At 68.9% G+C, this 25,481-nt stretch carries 28 protein-coding genes and 1 tRNA gene; 14 read left to right on the top strand and 15 right to left on the bottom strand.

Annotated features, from left to right (window positions below; genetic code table 11):
• Nucleotides 1-396: 396 nt before the first annotated feature.
• Nucleotides 397-1,419 carry an ADP-ribosylglycohydrolase family protein gene (locus A5694_RS10155; protein WP_082952600.1) on the bottom strand — a complete coding sequence of 341 codons (1,023 nt, stop codon included), beginning with the start codon at nt 1,417-1,419 and terminating at the stop codon, nt 397-399.
• 106 nt (nt 1,420-1,525) lie between these two features.
• Here A5694_RS10155 and A5694_RS10150 point away from each other — a divergent pair, with 106 nt between their 5' ends.
• The 3 genes from A5694_RS10150 to A5694_RS10140 all read left to right on the top strand — a co-directional run bounded on the left by A5694_RS10150 (nt 1,526) and on the right by A5694_RS10140 (nt 5,749).
• Nucleotides 1,526-2,203, top strand: coding sequence for an ankyrin repeat domain-containing protein (locus A5694_RS10150; protein ID WP_064921708.1), 678 nt, complete (start codon nt 1,526-1,528; stop codon nt 2,201-2,203).
• Between the two features lie 21 nt (nt 2,204-2,224).
• Entirely contained in the window at nt 2,225-3,100 is an 876-nt protein-coding gene (locus A5694_RS10145; protein WP_064921707.1) for an oxidoreductase, read from the top strand.
• Nucleotides 3,101-3,382: 282 nt separating this feature from the next.
• A complete protein-coding gene (locus A5694_RS10140) occupies nt 3,383-5,749 on the top strand; it encodes a lysylphosphatidylglycerol synthase transmembrane domain-containing protein (protein ID WP_064921732.1) in 2,367 nt (788 codons plus the stop codon).
• Here the strand turns inward: A5694_RS10140 and A5694_RS10135 are convergent.
• The 4 genes from A5694_RS10135 to A5694_RS10120 are packed head-to-tail and all read right to left on the bottom strand — an operon-like array spanning nt 5,746 to nt 9,199.
• Complete coding sequence (locus A5694_RS10135; protein WP_064921706.1) at nt 5,746-6,825, bottom strand: galactokinase; 1,080 nt, start codon at nt 6,823-6,825, stop codon at nt 5,746-5,748. The genes A5694_RS10140 and A5694_RS10135 overlap by 4 nt on opposite strands.
• A complete protein-coding gene (gene galT / locus A5694_RS10130; RefSeq protein WP_064921705.1) occupies nt 6,822-7,916 on the bottom strand; it encodes a galactose-1-phosphate uridylyltransferase in 1,095 nt (364 codons plus the stop codon). The genes A5694_RS10135 and galT overlap by 4 nt, the downstream gene beginning before the upstream one ends.
• Nucleotides 7,913-8,389 carry a DUF309 domain-containing protein gene (locus tag A5694_RS10125; protein WP_064921704.1) on the bottom strand — a complete coding sequence of 159 codons (477 nt, stop codon included), beginning with the start codon at nt 8,387-8,389 and terminating at the stop codon, nt 7,913-7,915. Before A5694_RS10125 ends, galT begins: the two co-directional genes overlap by 4 nt.
• 21 nt (nt 8,390-8,410) lie before the next feature.
• Complete coding sequence (locus A5694_RS10120) at nt 8,411-9,199, bottom strand: class I SAM-dependent methyltransferase (protein ID WP_064921703.1); 789 nt, start codon at nt 9,197-9,199, stop codon at nt 8,411-8,413.
• Nucleotides 9,200-9,343: 144 nt separating this feature from the next.
• Between A5694_RS10120 and A5694_RS10115 the strand changes: the two genes are divergently transcribed.
• Nucleotides 9,344-9,775 carry a pyridoxamine 5'-phosphate oxidase family protein gene (locus A5694_RS10115; protein WP_064921702.1) on the top strand — a complete coding sequence of 144 codons (432 nt, stop codon included), beginning with the start codon at nt 9,344-9,346 and terminating at the stop codon, nt 9,773-9,775.
• A 38-nt stretch (nt 9,776-9,813) separates the two neighbouring features.
• Here A5694_RS10115 and A5694_RS10110 read toward each other — a convergent pair.
• Nucleotides 9,814-9,896, bottom strand: a tRNA-Tyr gene (locus A5694_RS10110).
• Nucleotides 9,897-9,983: 87 nt separating this feature from the next.
• Between A5694_RS10110 and A5694_RS10105 the strand changes: the two genes are divergently transcribed.
• From A5694_RS10105 to A5694_RS10095, 3 genes are read left to right on the top strand one after another with little or no spacing between them, the layout of a single operon-like run.
• Nucleotides 9,984-10,475, top strand: coding sequence for a YajQ family cyclic di-GMP-binding protein (locus tag A5694_RS10105; RefSeq protein ID WP_064921701.1), 492 nt, complete (start codon nt 9,984-9,986; stop codon nt 10,473-10,475).
• 37 nt (nt 10,476-10,512) lie between these two features.
• Nucleotides 10,513-11,997 carry a flavin-containing monooxygenase gene (locus A5694_RS10100; protein WP_064921731.1) on the top strand — a complete coding sequence of 495 codons (1,485 nt, stop codon included), beginning with the start codon at nt 10,513-10,515 and terminating at the stop codon, nt 11,995-11,997.
• Between the two features lie 19 nt (nt 11,998-12,016).
• Nucleotides 12,017-13,042: an NAD(P)H-dependent glycerol-3-phosphate dehydrogenase gene (locus A5694_RS10095; protein WP_064921700.1), complete on the top strand. Its 1,026-nt coding sequence runs from the start codon at nt 12,017-12,019 to the stop codon at nt 13,040-13,042.
• A 99-nt stretch (nt 13,043-13,141) separates the two neighbouring features.
• Here A5694_RS10095 and A5694_RS10090 read toward each other — a convergent pair whose 3' ends face one another.
• The 3 genes from A5694_RS10090 to grcC1 form a co-directional block, all read right to left on the bottom strand.
• Complete coding sequence (locus tag A5694_RS10090) at nt 13,142-13,480, bottom strand: type II toxin-antitoxin system HicB family antitoxin (protein ID WP_064921699.1); 339 nt, start codon at nt 13,478-13,480, stop codon at nt 13,142-13,144.
• Between the two features lie 123 nt (nt 13,481-13,603).
• Nucleotides 13,604-14,452, bottom strand: a complete 849-nt coding sequence (gene htpX, locus A5694_RS10085) for a zinc metalloprotease HtpX (protein WP_064921698.1) — start codon at nt 14,450-14,452, stop codon at nt 13,604-13,606.
• 81 nt (nt 14,453-14,533) lie between these two features.
• Complete coding sequence (gene grcC1, locus A5694_RS10080; protein WP_165604375.1) at nt 14,534-15,550, bottom strand: nonaprenyl/(2E,6E)-farnesyl/geranylgeranyl diphosphat synthase; 1,017 nt, start codon at nt 15,548-15,550, stop codon at nt 14,534-14,536.
• 39 nt (nt 15,551-15,589) lie between these two features.
• On the opposite strand from grcC1, the gene menJ reads away from it, so the two are divergent.
• The 4 genes from menJ (at nt 15,590) to A5694_RS10060 (ending at nt 18,428) form a co-directional block, all read left to right on the top strand.
• A complete protein-coding gene (gene menJ, locus A5694_RS10075; protein WP_109535656.1) occupies nt 15,590-16,804 on the top strand; it encodes a menaquinone reductase in 1,215 nt (404 codons plus the stop codon).
• A gap of 121 nt (nt 16,805-16,925) precedes the next feature.
• Nucleotides 16,926-17,600: a class I SAM-dependent methyltransferase gene (locus tag A5694_RS10070; RefSeq protein WP_064921697.1), complete on the top strand. Its 675-nt coding sequence runs from the start codon at nt 16,926-16,928 to the stop codon at nt 17,598-17,600.
• A gap of 5 nt (nt 17,601-17,605) precedes the next feature.
• On the top strand, nt 17,606-18,052 hold the full coding sequence (locus A5694_RS10065) for a nitroreductase family deazaflavin-dependent oxidoreductase (RefSeq protein WP_064921696.1): 447 nt from the start codon (nt 17,606-17,608) through the stop codon (nt 18,050-18,052).
• Nucleotides 18,053-18,059: 7 nt separating this feature from the next.
• Complete coding sequence (locus A5694_RS10060; RefSeq protein WP_064921695.1) at nt 18,060-18,428, top strand: DoxX family protein; 369 nt, start codon at nt 18,060-18,062, stop codon at nt 18,426-18,428.
• Here the strand turns inward: A5694_RS10060 and A5694_RS10055 are convergent.
• Nucleotides 18,399-19,091, bottom strand: coding sequence for a demethylmenaquinone methyltransferase (locus A5694_RS10055; RefSeq protein ID WP_064921694.1), 693 nt, complete (start codon nt 19,089-19,091; stop codon nt 18,399-18,401). The genes A5694_RS10060 and A5694_RS10055 overlap by 30 nt on opposite strands.
• A 37-nt stretch (nt 19,092-19,128) precedes the next feature.
• Here A5694_RS10055 and A5694_RS10050 point away from each other — a divergent pair, with 37 nt between their 5' ends.
• Complete coding sequence (locus tag A5694_RS10050) at nt 19,129-19,770, top strand: DsbA family protein (RefSeq protein WP_064921693.1); 642 nt, start codon at nt 19,129-19,131, stop codon at nt 19,768-19,770.
• Here A5694_RS10050 and A5694_RS10045 read toward each other — a convergent pair.
• The 3 genes from A5694_RS10045 to A5694_RS10035 are packed head-to-tail and all read right to left on the bottom strand — an operon-like array spanning nt 19,767 to nt 22,763.
• Nucleotides 19,767-20,273 carry a DUF3592 domain-containing protein gene (locus A5694_RS10045; RefSeq protein ID WP_065019436.1) on the bottom strand — a complete coding sequence of 169 codons (507 nt, stop codon included), beginning with the start codon at nt 20,271-20,273 and terminating at the stop codon, nt 19,767-19,769. The genes A5694_RS10050 and A5694_RS10045 overlap by 4 nt on opposite strands.
• A complete protein-coding gene (menD, locus tag A5694_RS10040) occupies nt 20,270-21,922 on the bottom strand; it encodes a 2-succinyl-5-enolpyruvyl-6-hydroxy-3-cyclohexene-1-carboxylic-acid synthase (RefSeq protein WP_064921691.1) in 1,653 nt (550 codons plus the stop codon). The genes A5694_RS10045 and menD overlap by 4 nt, the downstream gene beginning before the upstream one ends.
• A gap of 10 nt (nt 21,923-21,932) precedes the next feature.
• Nucleotides 21,933-22,763, bottom strand: a complete 831-nt coding sequence (locus A5694_RS10035; protein WP_064921690.1) for an alpha/beta fold hydrolase — start codon at nt 22,761-22,763, stop codon at nt 21,933-21,935.
• Between the two features lie 70 nt (nt 22,764-22,833).
• Here A5694_RS10035 and A5694_RS10030 point away from each other — a divergent pair, with 70 nt between their 5' ends.
• Nucleotides 22,834-23,523, top strand: coding sequence for a sensor domain-containing protein (locus A5694_RS10030; protein ID WP_234786548.1), 690 nt, complete (start codon nt 22,834-22,836; stop codon nt 23,521-23,523).
• Nucleotides 23,524-23,613: 90 nt separating this feature from the next.
• On the opposite strand, the gene A5694_RS10025 is transcribed toward A5694_RS10030, so the two are convergent.
• Nucleotides 23,614-24,567, bottom strand: coding sequence for an o-succinylbenzoate synthase (locus A5694_RS10025; protein WP_064921689.1), 954 nt, complete (start codon nt 24,565-24,567; stop codon nt 23,614-23,616).
• Between the two features lie 109 nt (nt 24,568-24,676).
• On the opposite strand from A5694_RS10025, the gene A5694_RS10020 reads away from it, so the two are divergent.
• Complete coding sequence (locus tag A5694_RS10020) at nt 24,677-25,006, top strand: SseB family protein (protein ID WP_064921688.1); 330 nt, start codon at nt 24,677-24,679, stop codon at nt 25,004-25,006.
• A gap of 26 nt (nt 25,007-25,032) precedes the next feature.
• On the opposite strand, the gene A5694_RS22535 is transcribed toward A5694_RS10020, so the two are convergent.
• Nucleotides 25,033-25,452: an immunity 63 family protein gene (locus A5694_RS22535; protein WP_234786549.1), complete on the bottom strand. Its 420-nt coding sequence runs from the start codon at nt 25,450-25,452 to the stop codon at nt 25,033-25,035.
• Nucleotides 25,453-25,481: the final 29 nt, after the last annotated feature.

The following is a 25,481-nucleotide window of genomic DNA, read 5'->3' as shown; positions in this document are numbered from 1 at the left end:
GCCGGGAACAGCGCGTGCATGAGAAGGGATCGTACGGGGAGGGGAGTGCCCCATTGTCGGGAGGCAGCCCAAGTCACGAAGCCTCCTCGGGGAATTCGGGAGTCCGCTCCGACCGGCGGCGGCGTTCTTCGACAGCACGACGGTCACGAGTGTTGTGCGCCCGGTAGTAGGACGATGGCAGTGGGCATCCAGCCATTCCGTGATGCTTGTACTCTTCGCCCGGGTAATACTCTCGCGGAGGTTGCGGCTCCTCGATCCATCCCTTTTCGGCGCTCATCGCTGCCCCGGCGCCAACCGCCGCAGCACCTGCCGGAAGTAGCCAACTGGTGACGAATCCCGCAGCGCCGCAGACAGATCCGCCAATGCTTCATCGCCGCCGGCGCCCTGCCTTCGGGTCTACGGAAAGCCGCGATGGCTGTCGTCGAACTCATCGGGTGCGCCCTTGGCCAGGATCCGGTCCACCAGCTGGATCAGGCCGCGCGCCCGCAGGCCCGGCCAGCCGCCGAGCAGCAGCCGCCACTGCGACGGCACCGCCGACGCCCCGTAAACCGCGCCGAGTAGCCCGCCGGCGATCGCGGCGACCGTGTCGGTGTCGCCGCCGCCGCGCACCGCGGCCTCCAACGCCAGCCGCAGGTGATCGGCGCGACACACTCTGGCGGCGGGATCCTCCTCGGGAACCGCGGCCCCGCTGATTGCCGACCACGCGCCCTGCAAGGCGGCGACCACCCACCCGTTGTTGGATGAAAAAGTGCTCGGGTCAGTGTTTTCCGCCTCGTCGAGACGCTCGCTCCACAGCGCACGAGGCTCGGCGCCGAGGTGCCCCAACCCGATCCGGGCATCGAGCTCTCCGGTCAGCACGCCGTGGCGGATCGCGGTGCACCACAGCACGCACGCATCCCCGGCATCGGGGTCGTAGTGGGTGAGCTCGCTGACCGCGCGGGCGGCGGCGACCAGCCCGGCCTCGTCATCGAGGTAGGCCAGCGCCACCGGCGCGGTACGCATCAGCGAGCCGTTGCCGGCGCTGCGGCCGGTGTGCTCGTGCAGCGCCACGGACTCCTGCCACGCGCTTCGTGCACCGATGCCGCGCCGCGCCGCCGCCGAGAGCACCGAGCGGGTCTGCACGCCGACGTCTTTGGCGGTCGTCGACCACTCATGCCAGCGCCGGACCACGACATCCAGCGCCGCCTCGTCGCGCAGGTCGGCGCCGGTGGCGGCGACCTCGGCGATCGCAATGGCCATGGCGGTGTCATCGGTCCACTCGCCGGGTTGAAACGGGCCGAGTCCGCCGCCGATCATGCCGACCGGCTCGGCCGGGCCGCGCGGGGGATCGAATTCGTAGCCGGCGCCCAGGGCGTCTCCGGCGGCGGTGCCCAGCAGTGCCCCGCAGGCTCGATCACGCTGTGCAGCAGTAAAGTCCATGGCAATCCCCTTTCGCGTGCGTCAGGGTATCGGCGACCACCGACAGCGTCGGGCCGCTCGACGTCGCCGACGGGCTTTGTCGGCAGCCGTCGCTAAGTTCACCGATATGGACGAACCACCCCTAGATTGGCCCGGCGTGCTGGAACCTTCGCTTTTGCCGAAGGATGCCATCACGGCCGGGCATCGACTGGCCGATGCGGCCGAAGCCGGCGACTGGCCGGCGTTGTTCGATCTGTTAGATGCCACACCGGCGCTCAGCGTCAACCAGGGGCGGCCCGGCGGTCCGGAGTGGCTTACCCCGTTACACCAGGCTGCCCGCCACGGCGCGTCGGCGAAAACCATTGCGGCGCTGCTCGATCGCGGCGCGTTGCGCTGTCTGCGCGACGCCCGGGGATTCACGGCGAGTGACATCGCCGACGACGCCGGGCACCCGCCGGCGCTGAGTTCCCAACTGGCCCCACCGCCGTCGCCGCTGTCGGCCGAGCGGATCCGTCGCCTCGATGCCAACCTGGAGTGGGCGATCGACGGTCTCCTCCGCACCGCGCAACTCTTCGAGGGCTGCAGCGACCACGACCTGCGCACCATGCTGCGCTATCCCCCGGTGGCGGTGCTGCACGAGGCGCCCGGCCGGTCGGTGCGCTTTGTGATCCCGGGGCTACCCGGCGGAATCCGGGTCACGCTGCGGTGCGGCTACCTGGAGGCCGTGAGCGGAGTCCGGCCCAACGACCAGACGCAGGTGATCACCCATCGGGGCGTGGTGCTGACCACCGAAGGCCCGCCCTGACCGTCGCGTAACGTGACGAACATGGCTTTCCGACTCGCCGACACACCCGACCAGCACGGCCGCACCTTCGTGGTGACCGGCGCCAACGGCGGACTGGGCGAGGTCGTCACCCGCACCCTGGCCGCCAAGGGCGCCACCGTGGTGATGGCCTGCCGCAACACCGCCAAGGCCCAGCAGATCGCCGATGGCATCGCCGGCGACGTCACGGTGGCGGCGCTGGACCTGGGCAGCCTGGCCTCGGTGCGCGACTTCGCCGCCCAGCAGGGCAGCTTCGATGTGCTGGTCAACAACGCCGGGATCATGAACATCCCGATGCGCCGCACCGTAGACGGCTTCGAGATGCAGTTCGGCGTCAACCACCTCGGCCACTTCGCGCTGACCGGCCTGCTGCTGGACCGCATCGGCGACCGGGTGGTGACGGTGTCGAGCATCGCGCACAAGCAGACCCCGAAGTTCTGGATCGACGACCTCAACTATGAGCACCGCTTCTATCAGCGCAACCTGGCCTACGCGCAGTCCAAGCTGGCCAACCTGATGTTCGCCCGCGAACTGCAGCGCCGGCTGATCGCCGCCGGCTCGCCGCTGCGCTCCTACGCGGTGCACCCGGGTGTGTCGGACACCGAGCTGTTCGACAACGACAAGACGCTGCCCGGTCTGGTCACCAAGTACAGCCTGGCGGTGATCGGCCAGGCCCCCGAGCGGGCCGCCGAATCGATCGTGCTGGCCGCCACCGTCCCCGACGTCGACCCGGACACCTACTGGGGGCCGACCAAGCTGAACCAGGCCCGCGGCCCGGTCGGGGCGTGCCCGTCGAGCAAGCTGTCGCGCGACCAGCGGCTGTGGCGTCGGCTGTGGGAGGAATCGGAGCAGATGACCGGGGTCCACTACCCGCTCTGACCCGGCCTCGGGGATATGGGGTTGCGCCCGCCTGTGCGCGACAACTGACGTTATGTCGGGTACCGCCCGGCGGCATGGCATCAGGCGGGTCAACGCGACCCGATTTGTCGCTACAAGCCGGGCACACACCACACCCCCGTCCACCGGTGACAGCTGTGGCAGACGGGACTCAGACCCGGTGACGCGGCGACCGGGCGCGCAGCAAATTAGCCCCGCACCCCAGCTCACCGGTTAAGTTGTGGCGAGCCGCAATCGACGGCACCAGATGAACCGAAAGTGATCATGCGAGTTGAGGGACGCGAGGTCGCCGTCACCGGCAACCTGCTGCAGCCGCTGACCCGACGCACCAACGACATCCTGCGTCTGGCGCTGGCGACCCTGTTCCTCGCGACCGTCATCACCAGTTCCCTGGTCACCCGCTACGAGTGGGTGTCGCTGGAACGCTCGGTCTCCCAGATCGTCGGGGTGCTCTCCCCCACCCACGCCAACCAGGTCTACCTGGCCTACGGCATCGCGATCGTGGTGCTGCCGTTTGCAATCCTGATCGGCCTGGTGGTCTCCCGGCAATGGAAACTGCTCGGCGCCTACGCGGTCGCCGGGCTGCTCGCGGTGGCGTCGCTGTCGATCCGCAGTAACGGATTGGCCGCGCCGCGCTGGCACTTCGACCTGTCCGAACGGCTGGCCACCACGCTGGCCCAGTTCCTCGACGACCCGCGGTGGATCGCCATGCTGGCCGCGATGCTCACCGTCTCCGGGCCGTGGCTACCGGCCCGCTGGCGCCGTTGGTGGTGGGCGCTGCTGTTGGCGTTCGTGCCGATCCATCTGGTGGTCAGCGCCATCGTGCCGGCTCGCTCGCTGCTCGGCCTGGCCGTCGGCTGGTTCGTCGGCGCCCTGGTGATCCTGATCGTCGGCACCCCCGCCCTGGAGGTGCCACTGGACGGCACCGTGCGCACCCTGGCCCGCCGCGGCTGCACCATCACTGAGCTCACCGTGGTCCGCCCAGCCGGCCGCGGCCCGCTGGTGCTGTCCACCGTCGGCAGACACCCGGCGATCATCGAGCTGTACGGACCGAACCAGCGCAGCGGCGGCGCACTGCGTCAGCTCTGGCGCAAACTGCGGCTGCGCACCACCGAGACGGCGCCGCTGCACGCCTCGCTGCACCGCGCCGTCGAGCATCGGGCGCTGATGGCGATCGCCATCGCCGAGTCCGGCGTCGCCAACACCGACACCGTCGCGGTGGCCTCGCTGGACCGGGGCTGGACGCTGTACGCGCACACCCCGCCGCGCGGCGTGCCGATCGCCGAATGCGCCGCCAGCACGCCGGTGGGCAAACCGTGGGAGGCTTTGCGGCGGCTGCATGACCAGCAGATCTCCCACGGCGATCTGCGCGCCAAGGAGATGACGGTCGACGGCGACCGGGTGCTGTTCGGCGGGTTCGGCAACGCCGAGTACGGCGCCACCGACACCCAGCTGCAGTCCGATATCGCCCAGTTGCTGGTGACGACGTCCTCGTTGTACGACGCGTCGGCGGCGGTGGCCGCGGCCATCGAGCATTTCGGCCGCACCGCGGTGTTGGCCGCCTCCCGCCGCCTCACCAAATCGGCGGTGCCGTCGCGGCTCCGCAAGGCGGTGCCCGACGTCGGCGCAGTGATCGCGGCCGCTCGCGAAGAGGTCAAGCGGCAGACCAACACCGACGAGATCCACACCAAGACCATCACCCGGTTCACCCGCAGCCAGCTCATCCAGTTGGTGCTGCTGGTCGGACTGGTCTACGTCGCCTATCCGTTCATCAGCCAAGTGCCGACGTTCTTTTCCCAACTGCGGCACGCGAACTGGTCGTGGGCGTTGCTGGGGCTGCTGGTGTCGTCGCTGACCTATGTCGGTGCCGCCGGTGCCTTGTGGGCCTGCGTCAACGGCTTGGTGAGCTTCCGCAATCTGGCGATCATGCAGGTGGCCAACACGTTCGCCGCCACCACCACCCCGGCCGGTGTGGGCGGATTGGCGTTGAGCACCCGGTTTTTGGTCAAGGGCGGGCTGAGCACACTGCGGGCCACCGCGGCGGTCGCGTTGCAGCAGTCGGTGCAGGTGATCGTGCACGTGATCCTGCTGATCGTCTTCACCACCGCCGCGGGCGCCCGAGCGGATCTGTCGCATTTCGTGCCCAGTGCCACCATGCTGTATCTGATCGCCGGTGTGGCACTGGGCGTGGCGGGCATCTTCTTGCTGGTACCCAACCTGCGCCGGTGGTTGACGACGGCGCTGCGCCCCCGGCTCACCGAGGTCACCGGCGACCTGGTGGAGCTGGCCCGCGAACCCAAACGGCTGGCATTGATCGTGCTGGGCGCGGCCGGCACCACTCTCGGTGCGGCACTGGCCCTGTGGGCCAGCGTGGAGGCCTTCGGCGGCAACACCTCGTTCGTCACCGTGACGGTGGTGACGATGGTCGGCGGCACACTGGCCTCGGCCGCCCCGACGCCCGGCGGGGTCGGCGCGGTGGAGGCCGCCCTGATCGGTGGCTTGGCCGCGTTCGGTGTCCCCGCCGCGCTGGCGGTCCCGTCGGTGCTGCTGTATCGGGTGTTGACCTGCTGGCTGCCGGTGTTCGTCGGCTGGCCGGTGATGCGTTGGCTCACCGAGAACGAGATGATCTAGGCGCCGCCCGCACCCGCGGCCGCATACACCCGGCTGACCTCCGGCTCGGCGTAGCCTGCCCCGATCACCGCAGCGCGCACCGCGTCGCCGACTTTCAGCGTCAGCTCGGCCGGCACCAGCGCGATCACGCACCCGCCGAAGCCGCCGCCGGTCATCCGGGCACCCAACGCCCCGGCGGCCAGTGCAGCATCGACGATCAGATCGAGATGCGCGGTGGTGATCTCGAAGTCGTCGCGCATCGAGGCGTGCGACGCGGTGAGCAGCCGCCCGGCGGCGACGAAATCTGAATCCGAGAGCGCCGCAACGAAATCCAGCACCCGGTCATTCTCGGTCAGCACGTGGCGGGCCCGGCGCACATCGACCGGGTCGCCGATGGCGTCGAGCACCTCGACGCCGCGGTGCTGCACCTCGCGCAACGATGCCACGCCCAGTGCGGCGGCGGCCAGCTCGCAGGATGCTCGCCGCGCGGCGTACTCCCCGTCGACGTGGCCGTGGCGCTGACCGGAGTCGAACAACAGCAGCGCCACCCCGCAGGCATCGGGGTCAAACGGCACCGGGTGCACCGCCACATCACGGAAGTCGATCAGCAGCGCGGTGCCAACCTCCCCGAACAGCGACGAGAGCTGGTCGAGCAAACCCGTTGGGGCGCCGACGTAGTCGTTCTCGGCGCGCTGCCCGAGACGGGCCTGCGCAAACCGGTCGAGCTGTGCCCCGGACGCCAGCGCGCCGAGTACCGCGCATTCCAGGGCCGCCGACGACGACAAACCCGAACCGATCGGTACGTCGCTGCTGATCGACATGGTGCCTCCCGGCACCGGGAAACCGTTGCCGCGCAATGCCCAGACCACCCCGGCGACATAGGCGGCCCAGCCGGTGACCCCGCCGGGCGCGGTGTCCAGCGGGATACGCACGGCGGCGTCGGCGCGATCGGACCGCACGGTGAGGATGTCGACCTCGGCTGGGGTGAAGGTGACCGTAGTGCGCTGCGGCAGCGCGATCGGCAGCGCGAAACCCCCGTTGTAGTCGGTGTGCTCGCCGATCAGGTTGACCCGGCCCGGCGCGGAGTAGGTGATCACAGCTCACGCAGCCTGGCCGCGACGGACTCGGGGGTGACGTCGGCGATGAACGCGTCCATCGCCGACTCCGAGGCCGCCAGATATTTCAGCTTGGTGGCACTGCGCCGAATCGACATCAACTCGACGTGGAAATACCCCTCGCTCTGCGCCCCATCGATGCGGTATTGGTGCAGGGCGGCCATATATGGCAGCGGCGCGTCATAAATGCGGTCGAAGCGGCCCAACAGATTTCGGTAGAGCACCGCGAAGTCGTCCAGCTCCGCCTCGGTCAGCTCGGTCAGGTTGTGCACCCGCCGATTCGGATACAGATGCACCTCCACCGGCCAGCGCGCCGCGAACGGCACGAACGCGGTGAACAGCTCGGTGCGCGCCACCACCCGGGCACCGTCAGCCAACTCGGCGGCCAGCAGATCGGCGAACAGATTGCTGCCGTGGTTGTTTCGATGACCGCGGGCCTGATCCAGCATCGTGGCGGTGCGCGGGGTCAGATACGGATAGCCGTAGATCTGGCCGTGCGGGTGGGCCAGCGTCACCCCGATCTCTTCGCCGCGGTTCTCGAAGCAGAACACCTGCTCAACGCCGGGCTGCGCCAACAGGTCGGCGGTGCGGTGCCGCCAGGCCTGCACCACCAGCCGGGCGTGTGCGGCCGGCAGGTCGGCGAACGAACCGGTGTGATCGGCCGAGAAGCAGATCACCTCGCAGCGGCCGATGCCGGGCTTGGACACAAAGTCGGCGCCGATTCCGGCACTGTGCGCCGGCGTCGCAAGACTCGGCCCCGCCCCGGCCAGGCTGGGGAAGCGGTTCTCAAAGACCACCACGTCGTAGTCGGGCGCGGGCACCTCGCTGGTCAGCCCGGTCGGTCCGGGACACAGCGGACACGCCTCGGCGGGCGGGTGATAGGTGCGGTCCTGGCGCTGCGCGGCGATGATCACCCACTGGCCGGTGGTGCGGTCGAACCGCAGATCAGAAGGTTGGGAGTCGCGTGGTGGCAGCGGCCGGCGGTCCGGCACCGGCGCCGGGGTGTGGCCGGGCAGCGAGAAGAACAACAGGTCACGGCCGTCGGCGAGCGTCCAGCGCGTCGGGTGGCTCACGCGACCAGCCGCGGATGCAGCCGCTGCGGGGCGATCTCGACGCCGGCCGCCAGATCATCGGCGAGGGTGGTGGCGAACCCCAACAGGCCGGCGAGATCGATCCCGTAGGGCGCCGGCGTGGGCACCGCCGCCAGGTGGTCGGCGCCGCGGCGCAGCAGGCTGACCGCGCCGACGACGTTGCCGCGCTGCACGTGGGTGACCCCGACGGCCAGCTGCGCCAGGCCCTGCCACAGATCACGTTCGGCGTCGGGCCGGTGCTTCCAGGCGGCTTCGAGCACCTCGTGGGCGTTGAACGCCAGACCGTCGTCGAGCAACAGCTGCGCGTAGGCCAGCGTCTGCGCCGGCGGCAGGTCGAGATCGTCGGGAACGCCTTCGACCCCACCCTTGCTGCCGCGCGGCAGCGGCCGGCCCAGCCGATCCCGCGGGCGGGCGTTGCGGGGGCGGCCGGCGTCGTCACGGTCGCGGGTTGTCACCCGTCCATCATCGCAAGTGGGTCAGGCGGCCGGTTTGGCGGCGATCACCTCGATGGCGGCCATGTTGTTGCGGTGACGGCGGAACGTCGCGCGCATGTTGAGCACCCGGGTCCGCGCGTCGGCGTCGCGCAGCACGTTGAACACGAAGCGCGCCGCCCCGAACAGGCCCTCGTCGGCGATCAGCCGGTGCGGTTCGAGCAGCGCCATCGGCGCATAGGAGATCTTCTCCACCTCAAAGCCGGCCTCGGTGAGCAGCTCCGCCCATTCCGCGGCGGTCAGCGGGCGGGCGTTGACCTTGATGGCGCGGGCCAGCGCGGTGCGGACCTCGTCCTTGACGGCCTCCGGCACGTCGACGGGCTGCAGCACCATTTCGTGGATGGCGTAGCGACCACCCGGGCGCAGCACCCGGAAGGCTTCGCGCATGATCTCGGACTTGTGCGCGTTGGTCTGCATGGTCAGCATCGCCTCACCGATGACGACGTCGGCGCTGGCGGCGTCCAGGCCGGTCTCCGACGCCTCACCGGTGACGACCTTGCCCTTGTCGCCGACCACCGACCGGACCACGCTGGCGGCGTTCGGGTCGGCCTCGACGCCGGTGTAGGTGCCGGGCGTGCGCGCCAGGATCTCTTTTGCGGTGCGCCCCATACCGGGCGCCAGTTCGACGACGTCGGCACCGGACAGTTGCGCATCGGCGAGCATCCGGTGGGTCAACCCGAGACCGCCGGGCCGCAGCACCCGTTTGCCGAGCCGCGCGAACAACCAGTGGCCGGGGAGATCAGCGGTTTTGCGGTCGGGCATCGGAAGCGTCATGCGACGAAGGTTAGCCTTACCAGGGTTGAACCGCTAGAGGACTTTAGACCCCAGATTTCCGTTAAATCGGTGCCCGGTGTGGTGCGGCGAGCTGGGACCGACTCCTGGCGGAATAGCCCCGAGACCGCCGCTGTTGGTGTCGGCATGCCGAGACCCTTGACCGAAACCGAACGTCAGCAATTCCTGGCCGACAAGCATGTCGCGGTGCTGTCCGTCGACGCCACCAACGGCCGGCCCCCGGCCAGCGTCCCGATCTGGTACGACTACACCCCCGGCGGCGACATCCTGGTCAACACCGGCGCCGGCAGCCGCAAGGCCAAGCTCATCGAGCAGGCCGGGGCGGTAACCCTGGTGGTGCAGCGCGAAGATCTGCCCTATCAGTACGTGGTCGTTGAGGGCACCGTCGTGGAGACGGCCAACCCGGCGCCGCTGGAACCCCGGGAAGCCATCGCCATCCGCTATCTCGGCGAGGAGGGCGGTCGGGCATTCGCCGCGAAGATGGACGGCGCCTCCAGCGTGCTGTTCACCATCCGGCCCGACCGCTGGTTGAGCGCCGACTTCTCCGACGAGCTCTAAACGCAATCAGGCCCCTCCGAAAAGGGGCCTGACCGGGGTGGCAGGTGCAGGATTCGAACCTGCGTAGGCTTGCGCCGACGGATTTACAGTCCGCTCCCATTGGCCGCTCGGGCAACCTGCCGTATCGCGCCTAGCAGACTACAACGAAGATGTACCCCGAACACAAACGGGCCAGCACCTGCCGAATGGCATGGAGAAAGGACGTCTCGTGGCCGACTCATCGTTCGACATCGTCAGCAAGGTCGACCGCCAGGAGGTCGACAACGCCTTGAACCAGGCCGCTAAGGAGCTGGCCACCCGGTTCGACTTCCGCGGCACCGACACCACCATCGCCTGGAAGGGCGAGGAGACCATCGAGCTGGTCAGCTCCACCGAGGAGCGCGTCAAGGCCGCCGTCGACGTGTTCAAGGAGAAGCTGATCCGCCGGGACATCTCGATGAAGGCGTTCGACGCCGGTGAGCCGCAGGCCTCCGGCAAGACCTACAAGGTCAGCGGCAGCCTCAAGCAGGGCATCGACGGCGAGCACGCCAAGAAGATCAACAAGCTGATCCGCGACGAGGGACCCAAGGGCGTCAAGACCCAGGTCCAAGGTGACGAGATCCGGGTGTCGTCGAAGAAGCGCGACGACCTGCAGGCCGTCATCTCGCTGCTCAAGGGCGCCGACCTCGACGTGGCGCTGCAGTTCGTCAACTACCGGTAGCGCAAACCCTGGCCCGCCGAGCCGGGCGGTGCCTAGGCTGGGGGGCGTGACCACCGAAGATGTCGTCGACGTCGTGATCATCGGAGCGGGCATCTCCGGTATCGGCGCGGCCTACCGCATCAGCGAACGCAACCCCGGCACCCGCTACGTCATCCTGGAGCGGCGTGAGCGCATCGGCGGCACCTGGGACCTGTTCCGCTACCCGGGTGTGCGCTCGGACAGCAGCATCTTCACGCTGTGCCTGCCGTATGAGCCGTGGACGGGGCGCGCACGGGTGGCCGACGGTGACGAGATCCGCGGGTACTTGACCGACGCCGCGCGCAAGTACGGCATCGACTCCCACATCCGGTTCAACAGCCACGTCGTCGCCGCCGACTGGGATTCGTCGACCGACACCTGGACGGTGACGGCCGACGAGGGCGGGACGCAACGGGTGTACCGCGGCCGGTTCGTGTTCTTCGGGTCCGGTTACTACAACTACGACGACGGCTACACGCCGGACTTCCCGGGCGTGCAGTCGTTCACCGGCACGGTGGTGCACCCCCAGCACTGGCCCGAGGACCTGGACTACACGGGCAAGAAGATGGTGGTGATCGGTAGCGGCGCCACGGCGATGTCACTGGTCCCGGCGCTGGCCGAGCGCGCCGGCCACGTGACCCTGCTGCAACGCACCCCCACGTATTTGATCTCGGCGTCCAAATACAGTCGTTTCGTCGACGCCGTCGCGAAACTGTTGCCGCGCAAGGTGGCTCACCCGATCATCCGGTTCACCATGGCCCTGTTCGAGGGCCTGGTGTGGTTCCTGGCCCGCAAGACGCCGCCGGTGTTGAAGTGGATGCTGCGCCGGACGGCCGTGCAGAACCTGCCGCCGGGTTACGACGTCGACACCCACTTCAAGCCGCCGTATCAGCCATGGGACCAGCGGCTGTGCCTGATCCCCGACGCCGACCTGTATGCCGAGATCAGCGCCGGGCGCGTTGAGATGGTCACCGACCGGATCGACCATTTCGACGCCGACGGGATCACGCTGCAGTCCGGCGCGCACCTGGATGCCGACATCATCGTGACCGCCACCGGCCTGCAGCTGCAAGCACTCGGCGGGGTGCGGATCAGCCTGGACGGCAACGAGATCAAGCCGACCGACCGCTTCGTCTACAAGGCGCACATGCTCGAAGGCGTGCCCAACCTGTTCTGGTGCGTCGGCTACACCAACGCCTCCTGGACACTGCGCGCCGACATGACGGCCCGGGCCACCGCAAAACTAATGGCGCACATGGCTGCCCGCGGGTACACCCACGCTTACCCGCATCGCGGAGACGAGCCGCTCACCGAGAAACCGGCCTGGGATATCCAGGCCGGCTATGTGCTGCGGGCGCTGCACGCACTGCCGAAATCGGGCACCAAGCGGCCCTGGAACGTGCGGCAGAACTACTTCGCCGACGCGCTGGACTACCGCTTCGACCGGATCGAGGAGGCGATGGTGTTCGGGCGAGCCGGCGAAAGCGTGCCGCTGGCCGGCTAGGCCGGGGTAACTTCGCTGCATGCCAGCTGCTACTCGCACACCCAGGGTCGTCGTGCTCGGCGGCGGATCGTTCGGGACCACGGTGGCGTCCATCTGCTCGCGGCGCGCGCCGACGCTGCAGTGGGTGCGCTCGGAATCCACCGCTGCCGACATCAACGACAACCACCGCAACAGCCGCTATCTCGGCAATGAGGTCGTGCTGTCCGAGACCTTGCGCGCCACCACCGATTTCGCCGAGGCCGCCCACAGCGCCGACGTCGTCGTCATGGCGGTACCGTCGCACGGGTTCCGCGGCGTGCTGACCGAGCTCGCGGGCGAGCTGCGACCGTGGGTGCCGGTGGTCTCGTTGGTCAAGGGCTTGGAGCAGGGCACCAACATGCGGATGTCGCAGATCGTCGACGAGGTGCTGCCCGGGCATCCGGCGGGCATTCTGGCCGGGCCGAACATCGCCCGCGAGATCGCCGAGGGCTACGCGGCCGCGGCGGTGCTGGCGATGCCCGATCAGCATCTGGCGGCCCAGCTGGCATTGCTCTTCCGCACCAAGCGGTTCCGGGTCTACACCAGCGACGACGTGACCGGCGTCGAGATGGCCGGGGCGCTGAAGAACGTCTATGCGATCGCGGTGGGGATGGGCTACTCGCTGGGGATCGGCGAGAACACCCGGGCCATGGTGATGGCACGGTCGGTGCGGGAAATGTCCAAGCTCGGCGAAGCGATGGGCGGGGCCCGCGACACCTTCGCCGGCTTGGCCGGCATGGGCGATCTGATCGTCACCTGCACCAGCCAGCGCAGCCGCAACCGGTATGTCGGCGAACAGCTGGGCACCGGCAAGCCGATCGACGAGATCATCGCGTCGATGAACCAGGTCGCCGAGGGGGTGCGGGCCGCCAGCGTGATTATGAAGTTTGCTGCGCAGTACGGGCTGAATATGCCGATCGCCCGCGAGGTCGACGGCGTGATCAACCACGGCTCGACCGTCGAGCAGGCCTACCGCGGGCTGATCGCCGAGGCGCCCGGGCACGAGGTGGAGGGCACCGGGTTCTGAGGTTCTGGCCGTGAGCCACTGCCGTCCCCGTCACAGGAGTCACTTGCGCACCTCCGGAGAAGGGGTGTGATGAGTTCGAATCGGATAGCGCGGGCGATATCACCAGTCCAGCAGGCCGCTCGGCGGGCGGTCAGCGAGCTTCTGGACGATCCAGTGGTTCATCGACACGTTCTGATCGGCGGCCTCGACGGCAAGCCGGGCGTGCAGCGACGGTGAGGTCCGGACCAGGAACGTGCCACTGAACTTCCGTTCGGTGATCGGCTCGGGCACGCCTTCCCCCTCCCGCTCGGCCAACACCTCGTCGACGGCCGCCTCGACACCGGCGACGGCTTCCCGCATGGTCGGCGCCCAGTGCGTCAGCCAGGGCATTTCGATGCAGCGGCCGACGTACTCGTCGTGCTCGCGCGACCATTCGGCCCGGTACGTGTAGTGGTTCATGGCCGGCAGTAGCGCATGCGCTATCCGATTCGACAAGACGTCTATCCCCAGGCGAAGGTGCGGAAGTGACCGGTGGGACGCCGGGGACGGCAGGGACGGCCCGAAGGCAGCGGCTGGGGAGAACTACCCCCGGGCCATCTCCTCCAGCCGGCGGATCCGGTCGGCCATCGGCGGGTGGGTGGAGAACAGCTGCCCGACCTTCTCGCCCGCCCGGAACGGGTTGGCGATCATCAGGTGCGACTGGCTCGCCAATTCCGGCTCGGGCGGCAGCGGCGCTGCCTGCACCCCGTCGGAGATCTTGCGCAGCGCCGACGCCAGCGCCAGCGGGTCACCGGTGAGCACAGCGCCGGACTGGTCGGCCTGATACTCCCGCGACCGCGACACGGCCAGCCGCACCACCGAGGCCGCCAGCGGCCCCACCAACGCGACCAGCAGCATCGCCAACGGGTTGCCGTCGCGGCGGTTGCCCATGAACATCGCCATGTTGGCCAGCCCGGTGATCACCGACGCCAGGGCACCGGCCACGCAGGAGATCAGGATGTCGCGGTTGTAGACGTGGGACAGCTCGTGGCCCAAAACCGCGCGCAGCTCGCGCTCGTTGAGCAGCCGCAGGATTCCGCTGGTGCAACACACCGCGGCGTGGCGCGGGTTGCGGCCGGTGGCAAATGCGTTGGGGGCGTTGGTGTCGCTGACGTACAACCGGGGCATCGGCTGATGCGCCGCGGTGGCCAGCTCGCGCACGATCCGGTAGATCTCCGGCGCCTGGACCTCGGTGACCGGCTGGGCGCGCATCGCCCGCAGCGCCAGCTTGTCGCTGTTGAAGTAGGTGTAGGCGTTCATCGCCACGGCGAACAACACCGCCACCCACATCATCCCGGGTCCGAAGGCCCGACCGACCAGGACGATCAGCCCCGACATGAGGAGCAGCAGCAAGAACGTCTTCGCCGTGTTCTGATGCGGGTGCCAGGTCATCGACTCCTCCTTAAAGGACCTTGAAGAACCTCGGTCTTGCTCATTAAACGCCGCGGGCACAACGCGGGTTCCGCACTGTGCTCAGCCGTGGCGGTTGACGGTGTAGTCGACCAGGCCGGCCAGCGCCGCACGGCCGACGCAATCGGGCAGCGCGGCCAGCTCGGCGCGCGCCTGCGCGGCGTAGTCGGCCACCGTCTCCTTGGCCCTCGCCATGCCCGCCGATGCGCGCAGCAGCGCCAACGCCTCGGCCAGCACCGCGTCCTCGGTGACCGGGCCGGCCAGCAGCGTACGCAGCCGCTCGGCGTCCGGGCCGTTGTCCTGCAGCGCGTAGAGCACCGGTAGGGTGTGCACCCCTTCGCGCAGATCGGTGCCGGGCAGCTTGCCGGACTCGTCGGGGTCGGAATCGATGTCGATGATGTCGTCGGAGATCTGGAACGCGGTGCCCACGATGCCGCCGAGACGGGCCAGCCGCTCGATCTGATCGTCGTCGGCGCCGGAGAACGTCGCCCCGAACCGGCCCGATGCCGAGATCAGACAGGCCGTCTTCTCGTAGACCACCTTGAGGTAGTGCTCGATCGCGTCCGCCCCCTCGGCGGCGCCGCGGGTCTCGCGCATCTGGCCGGTCACCAGCTGGGCGAAGGTCTCGGCGATGATCCGCACCGCCTCCGGGCCCAGCCGTGACACCAGCCGCGACGCCGTCGCGAACAGGTAGTCACCGGCCAGGATCGCGATGTTGTTGCCCCACCGCGCGTTGGCGCTGGGCGCCCCGCGGCGGATCTGCGCCTCGTCCATCACGTCGTCGTGATACAGCGTGGCCAGGTGCACCAGCTCGATCACCGCGCCGGCCACGGTCACCTGCCAGGCGTCCGGCTCCGGTCCGAGCTGGGCCGAGAGCACGGTGAACAGCGGACGGAAACGCTTGCCCCCGGCGTCGAACAGGTGGGTGACGGCTTCGGTCATCAGCGCGTCGCCGCCGCGCAACTCGGTGTCCATCAGCTCTTCGATGCGCGCCACCCCGTCGCGGACGTTGCCCGCGAACGCCGGGTCGCCCAAGCCCCCGAAATCCAGCCCCGCCACCACACTCGCCGGTGTCCTCACGGCTCCAACATACTGGTCAGTGTGAAGTCCAGCGCTGAGATGGTGGCCGAGGTGGTGGTAGTCGGCGCCGGACCGGCCGGATCGGCAGCGGCCGCCTGGGCCGCCCGGGCGGGCCGCGACGTGCTCGTGGTCGACACGGCCAGCTTCCCACGCGACAAACCCTGCGGCGATGGGCTGACCCCGCGCGCCGTCGAGCAGCTCGAGTTGTTGGGGCTCGGCGAGTGGCTGGACAGCCACATCCGGCACCGGGGACTGCGGATGTCCGGGTTCGGCGGCGAGGTCGAGGTGAACTGGCCCGGGCCGTCTTTCCCGTCGACCGGCAGTGCCGCACCGCGCACCGAACTCGACGAGCGGATCCGTAAGGTCGCCGAGGAGTCCGGCGCTCGGATGTTGTTGGGGGTCAAGGCCGTCGGCGTCCACCATGACTCGGCCGGGCGGGTGCGTACGGTGGTGCTGGCCGACGGCACCGAGGTGACCTGCCGGCAGCTGATCGTCGCCGACGGCGCCCGCTCCACGCTGGGCCGGGTGCTGGGCCGTCAATGGCATCAGGAGACGGTGTACGGGGTGGCCGCCCGCGGATATCTGGCCTCCCCGCGCAGCGACGAGCCGTGGCTGACGTCGCATCTGGAACTGCGCTCCCCCGATGGCACGGTGTTGCCGGGCTACGGCTGGATCTTCCCGCTGGGCAACGGCGAGGTGAACATCGGCGTCGGCGCACTGGCCACCGCCAAGCGGCCCGCCGATGTGGCGCTGCGCCCGCTGATGTCCTACTACGCCGACCTGCGCCGCGACGAATGGGGCTTCGAGGGCCCGGTGCGCGCGCCAGCCAGTGCGCTGTTGCCGATGGGCGGGGCGGTTTCGGGGGTGGCCGGGCCCAACTGGATGCTGATCGGCGACGCCGCGGCCTGCGTCAACCCGCTCAACGGCGAGGGCATCGACTACGGGCTGGAGACCGGGCGGCTGGCCGCCGAGCTGTTGGACGGCGGCGACCTCACCCACGCCTGGCCGGAGCTGCTGGCCGCCCGCTACGGCCGCGGGTTCTCGGTGGCCCGGCGGCTGGCGCTGTTGTTGACGTTCCCGAAGTTCCTGCCGGCCACCGGCCCGCTGGCGATGCGCTCGAGCACGTTGATGCGAGTGGCGGTGCGGGTGATGGCCAACCTGGTCACCGACGACGACGCCGACGTGGTGGCGCGGGCCTGGCGCGGCGGGGGCCGGCTGTCCCGGCTGGTCGACCGCCGCCGGCCGTTCGGCTGACACGCCTGACACTGAAGACACATAAGCCCCCTGACAGCGCGTGTCAGGGGGCTTAGACCTGTGCTCCACCGGTGGTATCAGGACGATTGACATATATCAGCTCGGTTGATATACCGGATGCATGAGTGAATCATTGGATTTTCAGTTCGACGCCGCCTACCGCGGTGAATCCGAGCAAATGGGTCTGGGCGCCAAACCACCGTGGAGCATCGGCGAGCCCCAGCCCGAGCTGGCGGCCCTGATCGAGCAGGGCAAGTTCCATGGCGACATCCTCGACGTCGGCTGCGGCGAGGCCGCCATCTCGCTGCACATGGCCGAGCGGGGCCACACCACCGTCGGCCTGGACCTGTCGCCGACCGCCATCGACCTGGCCCGCAGCGAAGCGGCCAAGCGCGGCCTGACCAACGCCACCTTCGAGGTCGCCGACATCAGCAACTTCACCGGCTATGACGGCCGGTTCGGCACCATCGTCGACAGCACGCTGTTCCACTCCATCCCGGTGGAGGCGCGCGAGGGCTACCAGCAGTCGATCGTGCGGGCCGCCGCGCCGGGGGCGTCGTACTTCGTGCTGGTCTTCGACAAGGCCGCGATCCCGGAGGGCCCGCCGTTCGCGGTGACCGCCGACGAGCTGCGGGACGTGGTGTCGAAGTACTGGGTGATCGACGAGATCAAGCCGGCCCGGCTGTACGCGGTGTTCCCCGACGACTTCCCCGGCTTCGGCGGCGTGCCGCTGCGCGACGAGCCGAACGGCCGCAAGTCGGCCGCGGGATGGCTGCTCTCGGCGCACCTGGGCTGACGGCCATGGCCAACCTGAAGCCACCGCGCTGGCTCAAGCCGGTCAACAAGGTGATGATCGGTCTGCAGAAGCTGGGCGTTCCGACCGGGCCGCCGATGGTGCTGACGGTGCCCGGCCGCAAGTCCGGGCAGCCGCGCAGCACCCCGATGACACCGTTCACCGTCGACGGGCAGCTCTACACCGTGGCGGGGTTCCCGAACGCCGACTGGGCGCTCAACGCGCGCGCGGCCGGCTCGGGCACGCTGCGCCACGGCCGTAAGACGCGGCCGGTGCGCATCGTGGAGCTGTCACCAGAGGCGGCCCGCCCGGTGCTGCGGGCGTTTCCGGCGCAGGTGCCGGTCGGCGTCCGCTTCCTCAAACAGGCCGGCTTGGTCGCCAACGGCACGCCCGACGAGGTCGAGGCGCTCGCCGGGCGCATCTCGGTCTTCCGGTTCGACGCGCTACCCGGCTGAGTCGGCCGTGTCCCCGGTCTATCTGACCGCCACCGTGGCGGCGATAGCACTCAACGGGTTTTCCGGGGTGGCCGCCCTGCTGCGGTTTGCACCGATCATTCCCGGCATGCAGGCCGCCGGCGTGCCGGAGGCGTGGCTGAGGTTTCCGATCGGCACGTGTAAAACCGTCGGGGCGCTCGGGCTGCTCGCTGGGCTATGGTTCCCGGTCATCGGGGTCGCCGCGTCGGCCGGGCTGGTCCTGTTCTTCGTCTGCGCGATGTACACCCACGTGCTCGCTCACGACATCTCGGCTCAATTCGGGCTCGCCACAGGCTTTCTGGCCCTGAACTGCGTGGTGTTCGCGCTGTCAGTCCAGCGGCTTGTGGCCGGTGTGTAGTGCGACGATGCCGCCGGTGAGGTTGCGCCAGCTCACCTGCGACCAGCCCGACGCGGCGATCTGCTCGGCCAGCGCCGCCTGGTCGGGCCAGGCGCGGATCGACTCGGCCAGGTAGACGTAGGCCTCCGGGTTCGACGACACGGCGCGCGCCACCGCCGGCAGCGCCCGCATCAGGTACTCCTTGTAGACGGTGGCGAACACCGGAACGTTGGGAGTGGAGAACTCGCAGACCACCAGCCGGCCGCCGGGTTTGGTCACCCGGGCCATCTCCCGCAGGCCCGCCGCGTGGTCGACGACGTTGCGCAGCCCGAAGCTGATCGTGACCGCGTCGAATACCCCGTCGCCGAAGGGCAGCTTGGTGGCATCCCCGGCCACCTTGGGCACATAGCGTTTGCGGCCGGCGGCCAGCATGCCGACCGAGAAGTCCGCGGCCACGCACCACGCGCCGGATTTCGCGAGTTCGACGGTGGACACCGCGGTGCCGGCGGCCAGATCCAGCACCTTCTCCCCCGGCTGCAGCCCGAGCGCTTTGCGGGTGGCCCGCCGCCACGCACGATCGCGGCCCAGCGACATCACGGTGTTGGTGAGGTCATAGCGGCGCGCGACACCGTCGAACATCGATGCCACCGCGTGGGGGTCTTTGTCCAGGCTCGCGCGGCTCACGGTGTCGACGCTACCCGCCTCCGATAGGGTGCTTGGAATGCGGTCTTGGCTAGGCACATTGGCAGTACTGGTGATGTTCGGCGTCGGGTTGGCGGCTCCGGCAGCCGCCGACGTAGCGCCGGGCACCGTGCTGGCTCCCGACCACTTCGGGGTGTTGGCGGGCTCGCCGGACGCCGCTGTGCAGCTGGAGATCTTCTGCGACCCGCAGTGCTCGGAGTGCGCGAAGTTCGAGGCGGCCTCCGGTGACGACCTGGGCCGGCACCTGGCCGCCGGGGACGTCGCGGTGACCTACCGGTGGATGACGTTTCTGGACGCCCGGCGCGGCAACGACACCTCCGCCCGGGTCGGCAACGCGTTGATGGCGGCCGCCGACCCGGCCACCGCGGCGGCGACCTATCAGGCGTTCGTGAACGAGCTGTACCGCAAGGGCGGGGCACCGAGCCTCGAGGACATCGCGGTCACCGCCCGCGAGAGCGGTCTGCCCGCCCACGTGGTGGACCGGATCGCCGCGGGTCAGCAGGCCGTCGACCCGACTTCGATGAACGCCTTCAACCGGGTTCAGCTGCTGGCGGCGAACCCGGACAGCCCCGGCACCCCAACGGTTTTCGATGTCGCCACGAGAACTGTCGTCGACACCGACGACGCCGGCTGGCTGGACCGGCTGGTGCAAGAGCGCTAGTCGCGGGCCCGGCGTCGCTCGACGAAGGCCAGCCCGGCCAGCGCCGCGGTGCCGACCAGCAAGGCGATCACCACGATCGAGCCGGCCGGGATGATCGCCAGTACGGCGGTGCGGTGCTGGACCCGCACCAGGTCCGGGTCGGCCTTGTCGTATTCGACGTAAATGCGCATCCCGGTTGCCAATTCGGACGGATAGAGCACCCCGAGCTCGGGGCGGTAGGTGATCCGCTCCGGGGTGACGAACTCGATGGTCGAGCGCCGAAAGCCCGCGTTGAGGACTTCGGCCTCGGCCACCCCCATGTCGCGTTCGATGGCGATGTCGTTGCGCCAGGCCCCGGCCACCAACAGCACCGACTGCAGCGTCACCACGGCCACCATGATCAGCACTCCCATGCGGGACCAGCGCAGCACACGCCCGGCCGTGGTGTTGGGGGCGATGGCTCCGGCGCCGTGAATCAGGCTGTGCAGCACCGGCTTCAACGACGTGAAACGCGGTAGTCTCACAGCGCGGCCTTGATCGCGGCGTGCAGCGCGCGCAGCGAAGACCGGTCGGCTTTGACCTCGATTACCCGCATGCCCCCGGCGGGTTCGGCCAGCGCGGCGGGCAGTGCGTCGACCTCGATCTGTTGCGACTCGATGTGATAGGCGCGGCACAGGGCGCCGACGTCGACGTCGTGCGGGGTCCCGAAGATGCGCGACGACACGTCGGCGAACCGCGGGTCGCCTTGTTCCAGCAGCTCGAAGATGCCGCCGCCGTTGTCGTTGGACACCACGATGGTCAGCCGCCGTGGTGTCGGTTCGGTGGGCCCGATCAGCAGCCCAGAGCTGTCGTGCACGAACGTCAGATCCCCGATCAACGCGATGGTGCGGCCATCGGCATGCTCACGCTCGTGCGCCAGCGCCGCACCGATCGCGGTGGACACCGTGCCGTCGATACCGGCGACCCCGCGGTTGGACCGCACGGTGATGGCTCGGGCCGCCTCGACGTTGCCCAGCCCCACCAGTGCGGCGTCCCGCACCGGGTTGGAGGCACCCAGCACGAGCTGATCGCCGGGCCGCAGTGCGTCGGCGACGGCCGCGGCCACGTGCAGGCCCGTGGTCAGCGGGTGCGCCACCAACTGCTCACGCACGGTGGCGTTGGCCTGGGCGTTCAGCTCGGCGCAGCGGCGCAGCCAGGCCGTATCCGGCGCCCCGGAGGTGACCGCCCGGGTGCCGGTGGCCTGCGAGTTGCCCGACACGTCGGGCCAGCGCGGCCCGGTGGTCAGCGCGTAGACCGGCACCGTCGGGTCAGCCAGCAGCGCCGACACCGGCCGGTGCAGGGTCGGCCGGCCGGCCATGATGACCTGCTGCGGGCGCAGCAGCGGCAACGCCAGCGGGTGCAACGGGTTCTCCGGCACCGGGGCCGTGGGTTCGGCGACCGTGGGCAGCGCTGCCAGGTTCGGGTGCACGCCGGCACCGTGCCCGGCGATCACCACGGTGTTCGGCGTCAGATCGATCTCCAACGGCTGATCGAAGCTGACCGGCGGGGTGTAGGTCCAGGGCCGGCCGTCCGGGCGGCCCGGCGGCAACGAACCGGAGTCATCCGGGTCGGGAACCAGCGGCTCACGCAGCGGAATGTCGAACTGCACCGGACCGGCATTGGCGGTACGAGATCCGTTGGCGGCCACTAATACTCGGCATACCGCCGAACGCCAGGTGGCGTTGAGGGCGTCCATCCGCTCGGGAGCGTCCTCGGCGAGGCCCAGGCTGATCGTCGCGCGCACCTGGGTGCCGAAGTAGCCGAGCTGCTCCATGGTCTGGTTGGCGCCGGTACCCAGCAGCTCGTACGGCCGGTTGGCGGACAGCACGATCAGCGGGACCCGCGCGTAGTTGGCCTCGACCACCGCGGGCCCCAGGTTGGCCACCGCGGTGCCCGAGGTCATCGCCACGCACACCGGCGCGCCGGCACCCACGGCCAACCCGATCGCCAGGTAGCCGGCGGTGCGCTCGTCGATGCGCACGTGCAGGCGCAGCCGACCGGCGCGGTCGGCATCGTGCAGCGCGAACGCCAGCGGCGCATTGCGCGAACCCGGGCACAGCACTACGTCGCGGACGCCGCCGCGGATCAGCTCGTCGACGACGATGCGGGCCTGTGCCGTCGAGGGGTTGGTCATTGGTACCAGGTTAGTCGTGTGCCGACGGCGGAGGTGCCCAGCGCAACGGCCTGCCGTCGACCTCGGCGAGGAACTCCAGCGCCGCCTTGTTGACCTGGTCGGGTTTCTCGATGAACCCCAGGTGGCCGGCGTCGGGAATCTCCAGGTAGCGCGCGCCCGGAATGGCGTCGGCGACCTCGCGGCTCAGGTGCGCCGGAGTGACGACGTCGTCGCCGAACCCGATCACCAGCACCGGCTGGGTGATGTTGGCGTAGACGGGCAGCCGGTTGGTCAGCGGCGCCACGTCGAGCTGACAGCGCAGCCCCGGGGTGTTCTTGACCGGCCACATGGTGAACATCGCGATCCAGTCTTTGATCGCGGCGTCGTCGCTGAGCGTCTTCGGCGAAAAGCTTTCCAGCATCCGCACTTTCGCCTCGTACTCGGCGGGCAACGACACCCCGGCCTCGGCGAGTCTGACCTCGGCCTGGTAGAAGAACTCCCGGGCGCGGTCGTGGCGGCCGCGGGTGGCCATCAGCACGGCAGATTTCACCAGTTCGGGCCGCGCCAGCATCAGTTCCTGGGCGATGAAGGCCCCCATCGACACTGCGACAATGCGCACTGGGGCCAGGCCCAGCGATTCGATCAGCTGCGCGGTGTCGGCCACCATGGTCGCGGTGGTGAACCCCGAGGCGTTCTCAGTGGCGCCGATACCACGGTTGTCGAAGGTGATCGGGCGGTAGCGGGCGAGCTGGAAGTCGCGGACCTGATGCAGATGCCAGCCGCGGCCCGCACCGCCACGCCCGGCGATGAACAGAACCGGATCGCCATCCTGATTACGGTCGTCGTAAGCGAGGTTGGTCACGGGTGTGAAGGTACGCGACCCGCCGACGCCTTATGGTGTCAGGATCGCAACTGCGCAGCTGGGGACGGTGATGCGGAGACGGACCGCGGGGGTGGCTTGCACGCTGGTGCTGGCCTGCGCCATGCTGCCGGGCTGTTCGCGGGTGACCGGCGGTCGGGCGGTGCCGGCCGACCACGACGGGCCCCGGCCGGTGGCGGCGTCGATGCTGCCGGATCTGCTGTTGGACGCCTCCACCGTCAGCGACATCATGGGGTCCTCCGGTATGCGGGTCAAAGACTCGAGGTCGCGGATGTTCGACTCGGGCGGGCAATTCCCCGACCACGACTGCATGGCCGCCTGGATGCCCGTCGAGCAGTCGGTCTACACCGGCACCAATTGGACCGCCACGATCGTCCAGACCCTCTCCGAACCCGACCTGGACCACTTCGTCATCCAGGCGGCGACGGTGTTCGTCAACCGGGCCGATGCGCAGGGCTTCTTCGACGCGACCGCCCGGCGGTGGGCGCCGTGCGGCGAGCGGTCTTTCACCACCACCAAGGACGGCTACGGCGATACGCCGTGGACGTTCGACACGGTCGCCGGCGTCGACTCCACGGTGTGGATGACCCAGCACCAGGACGACAGCGCGGGCTGGTCATGTCAGCGGGCGCTGCGGGTGGCCAACAATGTCGCCATCGACGTGTTGGCGTGCAAGCTCTACGTCAGCGACGAGGCGGTCACGATCGCGAACGGGATCGACGCGCGCCTGCCCAGCGTGTGAGTTGTGGGCGGCCGGTGACGGGCGTGTCGCGGGTTCGACCATGTGGTGTTGTGCCCGGCTCTGCGCGACAACTTGCGGCGCGTCGCGAACTCAGGCGGCCAGCAGCCGATGGCAGGCCTTGATCCGGTCGATCCACCACTGCCGCCGCTGCGGCGAGGCGGCCAAGGCGTGCAACCTTTCTAGGTCCGGGGTGATCGACTGCACCGGCAGGTAGCCGTCGATTTGTGGCGGCGTTTCCGCGACGTCCTCGACGAACAGTGATCCGGTGCCGAGCCCGCAGGCGTGTTGCAGGGCGGGTAGCGCTGCCGCGGCGTGCAGGCCGACGCTGATACCGACCGCGGAGTCGATAGCGCTGGAGATCACCACCGGGATGCCGATCTGGCCGGCGATGGTTAGGAGTTGTGAAATACCGCCCAGTGGTGCGACTTTCAGCACGGCGATGTCGGCGGCGCCGGCTCTGGCGACAGCCAGCGGGTCGCCGGCCTTGCGGATGCTCTCGTCGGCGGCGACCGGGGTCTCGATGCGGCGGCGCAGCTCGGCGAGTTCGGCGACGGTGGCACAGGGTTGTTCCAGATACTCCAACGGCCCCAACGCCTTTGCCGCTTGCACCGCCTGCTCGACGCTCCAGCCTCCGTTGGCGTCCGCGCGGACGGTGGGGATCACGGCGCGGACGGCCTCGACGCGCCCGACGTCATCGGCAAGGGTCTGGCCGGGCTCGGCGACCTTGACCTTGGCGGTTGTTGCGCCGGGGAATCGTGCCAGCACCTCGGGGACTTCGGCGGCGTCGACGGCGGGGACGGTCGCGTTGATCGGGATACGGTTACGACGGGCTGGTGGCGGATTTTGGTAGGCGCTTTCCAGAGCGGCGGCCAGCCAGTGCGCCGCCTCGGGGGGTTCGTATTCGGGGAATGCGCCGAACTCTCCCCAGCCGGCCGGGCCATCGATCAGTGTCAGTTCGCGAACGGTGATACCGCGGAACTTAACGCGCATCGGCAACGCCACCACGTGCAGGCGGTCGAGGATGTCGTCCAGGGGCGGCGGCATGGGTCTATGGTGCCGGTGCGGCGGTGAGTTGCGCCAGGTGGGCGCGCGTGGTCGGGTAATTATGATCAGCAGGTCGTCAGAGTCAACGCTGCCGCGATGAGGGGAGCCCATGGGCCTGTTCAAAAGGAAAAAGCAGCAGACCGGAACGCCTCCCACTGAGGCCAGTGTCTACTACTCCACCCCCTTCGGAGAGACAAATGACGGCGAACAAAAGCTCTTTTTGCTCGAACGCGACGGCATGCGATTTTTCCCCGTCTTCCGTAGCGTCGAATCGATAAAAGAATTCTATGCGCTAAAGAATCGCGCCGGTTATCTGATGATAGAGGGTGACATCCCGAGCGTAATGAAGACGATCCGCTCAATCGAGCTGCTGAAAGACACGGGAATTGTAATCGACCCTTTGAGCGAACGTCCGGTTGAGATCATGCCCGAGGTTTGACGTACGCATGCTCTTCCGGCGAGTCGTCATAATGGTTCGCCCATGGCGGGAAGTAGCGCAATATCCTCCGGCTGCCCATTTCTGAACATCTCAGCGAGCTCGCGGACTCGTCTTTTGGACCAAGCGACGCTGAAATCGCTTAGCACCTCGTACTCGTAAACAAAGCGTTCCGCGCGGTCACCCACCGCTTTGGAAGCCTGACTTGTGACAATGTCCTCACAATACCAGTAAAGAAGGTCATCAAGATCACCTGCTTGGTCAAAGCCAAGTTTCCCGCGTTCGTAGCAAGCAAAGTGGTAGGAGCCATCATCGGCAACAAATATGTTCAGCCCGTCATTAGTCCGCATCCCGACGGGAATCGAGCGAACTCCCAACTCCTCCGACAGTCGATCTATTTCACTTTGAAGCTCTCGAGATTTATCGTCCGAGGGGCGGTCCGTATTCATTCAGTATCCCCCTATCGACTAGTTCCTTA

Source organism: Mycolicibacter sinensis (assembly GCF_001667945.1).
GTDB lineage: Bacteria > Actinomycetota > Actinomycetes > Mycobacteriales > Mycobacteriaceae > Mycobacterium > Mycobacterium sinense_B.
The sequence above is the reverse complement of the archived record's forward strand: the minus strand, read 5'-3'. Positions and strand labels throughout refer to the sequence as shown.